This window comes from Ruminococcus sp. 1001136sp1 (assembly GCF_039841815.1).
Classification (GTDB): domain Bacteria; phylum Bacillota; class Clostridia; order Lachnospirales; family Lachnospiraceae; genus Blautia_A; species Blautia_A faecis.
Genome location: NZ_JBDPGY010000005.1, coordinates 211,293 through 217,500, shown reverse-complemented (window position 1 = coordinate 217,500; position 6,208 = coordinate 211,293). Strand labels below are relative to the sequence as shown.

Sequence of the window (6,208 nt, the reverse complement as noted above, 5' to 3'; positions counted from 1 at the left end):
GATTTTTTATTTTTTTCAAAAATTCATTCAATATCTCAAAAAAGCCTCTGCAATCGCCAGATCTTCTGGTGTAGTGATCTTGATATTCTGGTAGGATCCCTCCACAAGAAGGATCTTGGTTCCAGTCTTCTGCTCCACTACCATTGCATCATCTGTTACCCCTGTCATGTCCTTTTTGCGTATGCTTTCATAAGCTCCGCGAATCAGATCATATGAAAATATCTGAGGAGTCTGAATATTCCATACAATTTTACGATCTGGAGTCTCTTTAATATAGCCTGACGAGTCTGCCAGTTTCACAGTGTCCTTGGACGGCATGCCCATTACACACGCATTGGTTCGCTTCACGGCCTCATATCCTCTTTGAACCATCTCTTCTGTGATAAATGGTCTTGCACCGTCATGAATGTACACGTAATCTGTATCCTGACAGCATAATAGTCCTGCATACACAGAATCATAACGCTCTTTTCCTCCTGCTGTCACCTTGCGCACCTTGGAAAAGCCATATTTTTTTACAATTTCCTGCTCACAGTAAGAAATCATTTCTTCCCCCGTCACCAGAATAATATCCTGGATCAGCGGACTCTCCTGAAAGCAATGCAGGGAATAATACAGAACCGGCTTCCCTCCTATTTCCAGAAACTGCTTCTGTATTTTGCTATGCATTCTTTTGCCCTGGCCTGCCGCCAGAACGATTGCCGTACATCTGCCCTGCTCCATTATCTCTCTCCCAGTTTCAGGTTAGGAACTGCATTTAAGTCCCATCCATGGCGTGTTCCTTTGATATATTCGTAATAAGCTGCCACGCCGATCATCGCCGCATTGTCTGTACAAAAAATAGGTGACGGACGATAGAACTTATAGCCCCTCTTTTCACAAGCCTTAGTCATAGCTTCTCTCAAAGCTCCGTTGGACGCAACTCCGCCTGCAATAGCAATCTTATCCATGTGATAATCTTTGGCAGCAAGCATTGTGTGCTCCACAAGTACGTCTACCACAGACTTCTGGAAAGAAGCCGCAAGGTCGGCACGATTGATCTCTTCGCCCTTCATCTGGGCATTGTTAATATAGTTCAATACAGCAGATTTCACGCCACTGAAGCTAAAATCATAAGGACAGTCTCCTAATTTTCCTTTCGGGAAAACAATGGCGTCCGGATTTCCCTCTCTTGCCAATTTATCTACCTTTGGTCCACCTGGATAACCCAATCCGATTGCACGGGCAACTTTATCAAAAGCTTCTCCCGCAGCATCATCTCTGGTGCGTCCCAGGATTTCAAATTCTCCATAGTCTTTTACAATTACAAGATGTGTGTGTCCGCCGGACACGATCAGACAAAGGAACGGCGGTTCCAGATCCGGATGTTCAATATAGTTGGCAGAAACATGTCCTTCTATATGATGCACTCCAACAAGAGGAAGCTTTTTCGCATATGCAATGGCCTTCGCCTCAGCTACGCCCACAAGAAGAGCACCTACCAGGCCAGGACCGTAAGTAACGCCAATTGCATCCAGATCATCCAGGGTCACATTTGCCTCGGAAAGTGCCTCTTCGATCACCTGATTGATTTTCTCAATATGTTTACGTGAAGCGATTTCCGGCACAACACCTCCATACAGAGTGTGAAGCGCAATCTGGGAAGAAATCACATTTGATAATATAGTCCTGCCGTTTTTTACTACAGAAGCCGCAGTTTCATCACAGGAACTTTCTATTGCAAGAATGAATGTATCTTTCATTTTTTAATCCTCTTCGAAATTCATTTCCATTGTTTTTCCGTCTTTGCCTGGATAAGCTTTTGGGAAAATATCCCGCACCATGTCCATATATTCATCTGGACGGATCAGAGACGGACTGTAATGAGTCAGCCACATTTCCCCTGCATCAGCCTGCTTCGCCAGAGTAGCAGCTTCACGGAACGTCATGTGCTTATAGCCTTTTGCCTTCTCCAGCTTGTCATCCTCGCCGTACATCCCTTCGCAGATAAAAAGGTCTGAGCCAGACGCATTTTTCAAAATTGACTCGGTGGGTCTGGTATCTGTAGTGTAAGTAACCTTCAGTCCCTTTCTCGCAGGTCCCAGAACCATATCCGGAGTATATGTCACATCATCGGCTTCAATAGTCTGGCCTTTCTGCAGAGGATTCCAGTATTTCAATGGGATTCCCTGCTCACGGGCACGCTCCGGGGAAAATTTCCCCTGACGGAGTATCTCCAGTGAATATCCATAACAAAGTACATTGTGGTTTACCTTAAAAGCCGTGATCCTGTAACCATTAATCTCAAATACCTGTTCAGGTCCGTTAATCTCGATAAATTTCAGTTCAAAAGGAAGCTCCGGTGCGATCACGCGAAGTGCGTTTACTACCCGCTCAAGACCTTTCGGACCAATCAAGGTAAGCGGTTCTGTGCGCTCTGCATTCCCCATTGTAAGAAGAAGACCAGGAAGTCCGCTGATGTGATCTCCGTGATAATGGGTAAAACAGATCACGTCAACAGGCTTAAAGCTCCATCCTTTTTCCTTAATTGCCACCTGAGTTCCTTCGCCGCAGTCAATAAGAAGACTGTGGCCGTTATACCGGGTCATCAGAGCAGTGAGCCATCTTCTTGGAAGTGGCATCATACCTCCGGTTCCCAGCAGACAAACATCTAACATATATTAAAATATCCTCTTTTCTTTATTCTCCAAAACGTGTTTTCCAAATGCTTTCCGAAGCAATCTTATAACAACATTTTTCAAACATGCTCCAGAGCAGGCTTGAAAAATGCTTTCTGCAAGATGTGCGTCACAATTTGTGGAAGATTTTGCCCGGATGAGGGCGCCGTAGTGGGCTACGGCAACCGAATTCGGGTGAAATCTACCGCAAAGTGGGGCGTGCAGATTGCGGAAATGATTTTTCAAACATGCTCTAGGAAAGTTTAACACAAGCAGTTTCCTAAAACAAGAGTCAGGTCTTCCCAATATGGAAAATCATTCAGAAATTATTAAGATGAAGCCGCTTGACAAACCGCTTACAATGTGCTTTCATAATTTGAACTTAACATTTGTTGCTGTTTTAAGCTCAGCAACAGAAAGGAATTATTATGATTTTCTGCAGCAAGCCTCAAAAATTCACCTGGCGAAACGCCATTACTCTGCTGCTTCTTCTGACAGCTGGCAGCATTCTCATCTTCCTTCTGATACCTTCCGGTTCCTGGTTTGGCTCCGAGACAGACTGGTATTCCCAGCATGTAACCATTGCTGATTATATGAGAAAAAATTTTTATGCAACAGGAAGCCTGTTTCCGGACTTCACCGGACTTGGAGGCGGAACCAATTTCTTTTCCCTCTCCTACTACGGATTTATGCGCCCGGATGTACTGATTTCCTATCTTTTTCCCCATGTGGAAATGGAATGGTTTATTCAGGGATATGCAATATTTGAAATCCTGCTTGGAGGCGGACTTCTTTATTACTGGCTGCACAGGAAGGGTTTTTCGGATTTTACCAGCTTTGCATGCGGCTTTTTTTATCTTAGCGCAAACTGCTTTTTCCAGGCGCACAGACAGATCATGTTTGTGAATTATCTGCCATTTCTTTTACTGGCTTTCCTCTGCCTGGACCGGATTTTTGAGCACCAGGAACAGGACGTGTACCACATCCATCCCCATATTGGACTGATCCTTTCCCTGTTTTTCTGCATTTTGCATAGCTTTTACTTTTTCCCATCCTGCTTTCTGGCATGCATCCTTTATATCAGCCATCTGCTGCCGGAGCATCTGAAAAATGTACCCGCCAGAATGCAGAAAAAACGAAAATGCAAAATATGGTGGAACTATATTGTGGACGTGTCTTTTGCCGTATCCATGAATCTCTTTCTCCTGCTTCCCACCGGTCTTTCCATCCTTGGAAATAAAAAGGATACCGGTGATTCCACTTCCCTGTTAAAAATCCTGGGAGTGAACCCCACACTGGACAGCATCCTATACAGTCCTTACGGCTGCGGACTCACTCTTTTTTGTCTGTATGCACTGTTTCTATGCATACGGGAAAAGAAAACCCGAAAGCTGGCAATTGCTGTTTTTGCACTGCTGTTTTTTGACATTTTTTACTGGATTTTAAATGCCACTTTATATGTAAGGCCCAAATGCCTGATCCCATTTCTGCCTTTGATTCTTTACCTGGCTGCACAGGCTCTTGAAGGCCTCAGACAGAAAAAAATACGCCACAGTCTGCCACTGGCTTTGCTTTGTGCAATTCCGGTTATCGTACAGCTTATTTTCCTTTTACATAATCAGCAGATCCGGCACCTGGTCACAGCTGATCTTGTGCTGCTTCTTGTCTGTGCTTCCCTTGGCGTTTTTCTGGAGGAAAAAGAAATCACGATACCATTCAGCTGCTGGTGGATAAATCTTGGAGGACTTGTACTTTTGCTTGCGATTCCTTCTATGCTTTATCTGACAAAAGGGCAGGAAGAGCATTACGCCACAATTGCAGACGAATCCAGGGACTATTTTTCCAGGGAGGATCTGGAGGCGTGCTGTGAAAATCCTCAGGCACGGTTCGATGTGATCGAGCACCCATCCAACAATTCAAACTATGTGATCACCGGGGAGCAAAATAAAAGCACCTTGTATTCCTCTATTTCCAACAGCACTTACAATACATTGCTGTACGATATCCTGCAAATGCCCATCAGCATCCGCAACCGTGTTGCCATGACAGCTGATGTAAATCCTTTTCAGGAATATCTGATGGGCGTCCGGTATATTCAGACAAAAGCAGATAAAGTTCCTGCGGGCTATAAGACCCTTCTGGAAAAAGACGGGCATATACTGGCAGAAAACAGCAATGTGCTGCCTATTGCTTATGGAAGTACGGCTCTGATGACAGAAAGTGAATATGATAAGCTTTCTTATCCGCAGACACTGGATACCATTACCAACCGCACAATTGTGCCGGATTCTCCTGACAATTCAGAGAATGCCAGTGATCTTTCTGCCGCTTTTTTGCCATACGCTTCTCAAATGAAGGAATATTCCCTGCCTGCCGATTTTCTTGATCACAAGACTTCAAAAAAAGATGAAACCTTCCGCCTGGAACTGCCGGAAACACTGCCGGCATCCACTATTCTGCTGCTCTCTTTTGACGTAAAATACAATGGGGAAAAGGATATGTCCATTACCATAAACGGCATCCGAAACCGGCTTTCCGGCTCTGAGGCTCCTTATCCCAACAATAATGATACCTTTTATTATATGATTTCTTCTAATGAGGATATGGATGCTCTGGATATTATGTTTTCCAGAGGAGAATATAAGCTCACAAATATAAAAGCCTACACCCTTCCATTAAGCTTGCTTTCCCATCCGGGGCTGGTAACTTTTCAGGAAAAAGAAGTTTCCGGGAAAGAGATTCTAAACGGTAGTATTGATATGCCGAAAGATGGATATTTCGTAACCTCCTATACGTTCTCCAAAGGATACATTGTTTGTGTGGATGGGAAAGAAGCTGCACCGGTACAAGTTAACAAGGCGTTTCTTGGTTTTCCGTTACAAAAAGGGGCGCATGAAATCCAGATTGAATTCCATGCGCCCGGTAAGTCACTTGGGGCTGCACTCAGCTTTGTGGCATTTGCGCTTTTGATTTTCTACAATGTAGCGTATGGGCTCAGGCATAAAATCATGCGATAGACCATGACTGAAGCATGTTTGAAAAAGGCTTTCTGCAAGATGTGCGTCACATTTTGCGAGAATGAGAGGTTCTCACTTATCCACGCGGATGCCTAGTCATAAGCAGAGCATCTTCCACGGGATCCGTATAATATTTCTTGCGGATCCCGTCTTTTGTAAATCCCATTCTTTCATAAAGACGGATGGCAGTCCCGTTGCCTGTACGAACCTCAAGATGGATCGTGGTAACTCCCTGCTGTTCGGCAAGCCGGATCAGACTGTCCATAAGGAAATGCCCAATCCCCTCTTTCTGCCTGTCCGGGCGCACTGCAACATTGGTAATGTCGCCTTCATCCAAAACCATGATCAGGCCACAGTAAGCCAGGATTTCTCCTTTCTCTTCCACTACAAGGAACATGGCATCCTTGCGGGTCAGATAAGTAAAAAATCCCTCTTTCGTCCATGGCGGGGAAAATAATTCGTTTTCAATCTTCATGACCTGATCCAGGTCATCTACCAGCATTTCACGAAGAATCATACTCTGACTTCTCCTTT

At 44.6% G+C, this 6,208-nt stretch carries 6 protein-coding genes and 1 pseudogene; 2 read left to right on the top strand and 5 right to left on the bottom strand.

What is annotated here, in order from left to right:
* Positions 1–27 precede the first annotated feature (27 nt).
* The 4 genes and pseudogenes from ispD to ABHC48_RS06480 form a co-directional block, all read right to left on the bottom strand.
* A complete protein-coding gene (gene ispD / locus ABHC48_RS06495) occupies positions 28–723 on the bottom strand; it encodes a 2-C-methyl-D-erythritol 4-phosphate cytidylyltransferase (RefSeq protein ID WP_195698989.1) in 696 nt (231 codons plus the stop codon).
* A complete protein-coding gene (tsaD, locus tag ABHC48_RS06490; protein WP_148463466.1) occupies positions 723–1,742 on the bottom strand; it encodes a tRNA (adenosine(37)-N6)-threonylcarbamoyltransferase complex transferase subunit TsaD in 1,020 nt (339 codons plus the stop codon). The genes ispD and tsaD overlap by 1 nt, the downstream gene beginning before the upstream one ends.
* Positions 1,743–1,745: 3 nt before the next feature.
* Positions 1,746–2,657 carry a ribonuclease Z gene (locus ABHC48_RS06485; RefSeq protein WP_173719275.1) on the bottom strand — a complete coding sequence of 304 codons (912 nt, stop codon included), beginning with the start codon at positions 2,655–2,657 and terminating at the stop codon, positions 1,746–1,748.
* Between the two features lie 3 nt (positions 2,658–2,660).
* Positions 2,661–2,843, bottom strand: a pseudogene (locus ABHC48_RS06480) (DUF6783 domain-containing protein); the annotation flags it as partial.
* Here ABHC48_RS06480 and ABHC48_RS06475 point away from each other — a divergent pair.
* Positions 2,781–2,924 (top strand): DUF6783 domain-containing protein, encoded by a 144-nt coding sequence (locus tag ABHC48_RS06475; RefSeq protein ID WP_306797114.1) that lies wholly within the window; start codon positions 2,781–2,783, stop codon positions 2,922–2,924. The pseudogene ABHC48_RS06480 and the gene ABHC48_RS06475 overlap by 63 nt on opposite strands.
* A gap of 161 nt (positions 2,925–3,085) precedes the next feature.
* Entirely contained in the window at positions 3,086–5,674 is a 2,589-nt protein-coding gene (locus tag ABHC48_RS06470; protein ID WP_195698990.1) for a YfhO family protein, read from the top strand.
* 76 nt (positions 5,675–5,750) lie between these two features.
* On the opposite strand, the gene rimI is transcribed toward ABHC48_RS06470, so the two are convergent.
* Positions 5,751–6,191, bottom strand: a complete 441-nt coding sequence (rimI, locus tag ABHC48_RS06465; RefSeq protein WP_148463469.1) for a ribosomal protein S18-alanine N-acetyltransferase — start codon at positions 6,189–6,191, stop codon at positions 5,751–5,753.
* Positions 6,192–6,208: the final 17 nt, after the last annotated feature.

Excerpts from the sequence above, each read along its gene's own strand:
- ispD (WP_195698989.1), bottom strand. The coding sequence starts at position 723 with ATGGAGCAGGGCAGATGTACGGCAATCGTTCTGGCGGCAGGCCAGGGC.
- tsaD (WP_148463466.1), bottom strand. The coding sequence starts at position 1,742 with ATGAAAGATACATTCATTCTTGCAATAGAAAGTTCCTGTGATGAAACT.
- ABHC48_RS06485 (WP_173719275.1), bottom strand. The coding sequence starts at position 2,657 with ATGTTAGATGTTTGTCTGCTGGGAACCGGAGGTATGATGCCACTTCCA.
- ABHC48_RS06475 (WP_306797114.1), top strand. The coding sequence starts at position 2,781 with ATGTGCGTCACAATTTGTGGAAGATTTTGCCCGGATGAGGGCGCCGTA.
- ABHC48_RS06470 (WP_195698990.1), top strand. The coding sequence starts at position 3,086 with ATGATTTTCTGCAGCAAGCCTCAAAAATTCACCTGGCGAAACGCCATT.
- rimI (WP_148463469.1), bottom strand. The coding sequence starts at position 6,191 with ATGATTCTTCGTGAAATGCTGGTAGATGACCTGGATCAGGTCATGAAG.